Source organism: Desulfurobacteriaceae bacterium, assembly GCA_039832905.1.
In the GTDB taxonomy this organism is placed as follows: domain Bacteria; phylum Aquificota; class Aquificia; order Desulfurobacteriales; family Desulfurobacteriaceae; genus Desulfurobacterium.
Genome location: JBDOLX010000096.1, coordinates 1 through 1,031 on the forward strand (window position 1 = coordinate 1; position 1,031 = coordinate 1,031).

Below are 1,031 nucleotides of genomic sequence, written 5' to 3' on the forward strand. Positions count from 1 at the left end.
TTTCCCATTCCAACGTACTGAGAACCTTGTCCAGGAAAGATAAAAGCTACAGCCATTTTCCTCCTCCTTTTATTCTTGAATACCTTCTTCCTTAACAGCAGCTTCTATTAAGGAGATTACCTCGTCTATAAGATTTTCATCTTCAGCTTCAACCATTATCCTAAGTAAGGGTTCTGTTCCCGAATACCTCACTAATACCCTACCTTTTCCAGAAAGTTTTTTTTCAGCTTCCTCAATTGCTTTTTTAAGTTTTGGAAGTTTCTCAATAGGCTTCTTTTCCTTTACTCCAATATTTTTTAGTTTCTGTGGAAATTTCTTCATTAAGGAAGAAAGTTCACTTAAAGGTCTTCTTGTTGATTTAACAATAGAAGCAAGGATGATAGAAGTCAAAAGTCCGTCTCCCGTTTCTAAAAAGTCCCTCAAGATTATATGTCCGGACTGCTCTCCTCCAACAAGCGTCCCAGTTTCTACCATCTTTTCTGAAACAAATCTATCTCCTACATTTGTTCTTATGAGTTCTATTCCAAGCTCTTTCAGAAATAACTCTAAACCTATATTGCTCATTACTGTAGCAACAACTGTTTTGTTCTTCTCCATATAGTGAGCTGCCAGAATAGCCATTATCTCGTCACCGTCAACAACACGTCCTTTTTCGTCAATAGCTATACACCTATCACCATCTCCATCATAAGCAAAACCTACATCAAGGTTTAAGTCCTTTACCTTTGAAGCAAGAAATTCCGGAGAAGTAGCACCACAGTTCTCATTTATGTTTTTACCGTCCGGTTCAGCGTTAAAGACGAAGACTTTAGCACCAAGAGATTTAAAAATAAGAGGGGCTATCTTGAAAGTTGCTCCGTTGGCACAGTCTATACCTATCTTAAGTCCTGCTAAGTATCTACCTGCAGATTCTAAAAATTTCTCATACATTTCAACAAGGTTCTCTCCACTAAATACCCTTCCAATATTTTCGGGAGAAGCTTTAGGTAACTCATATTTGTTGAAAATAACTAGTTCTAATGAAGCTTCTT

The 1,031-nt window shown here is 37.2% G+C and carries 1 protein-coding gene; it reads right to left on the reverse strand.

Annotation, left to right across the window (positions count from 1 at the left end):
* Window positions 1-69: 69 nt before the first annotated feature.
* Window positions 70-1,031, reverse strand: a 962-nt coding sequence (locus ABGX27_07430; protein MEO2069325.1) for a phosphoglucosamine mutase, incomplete at its 5' end; no start/stop codon positions are given.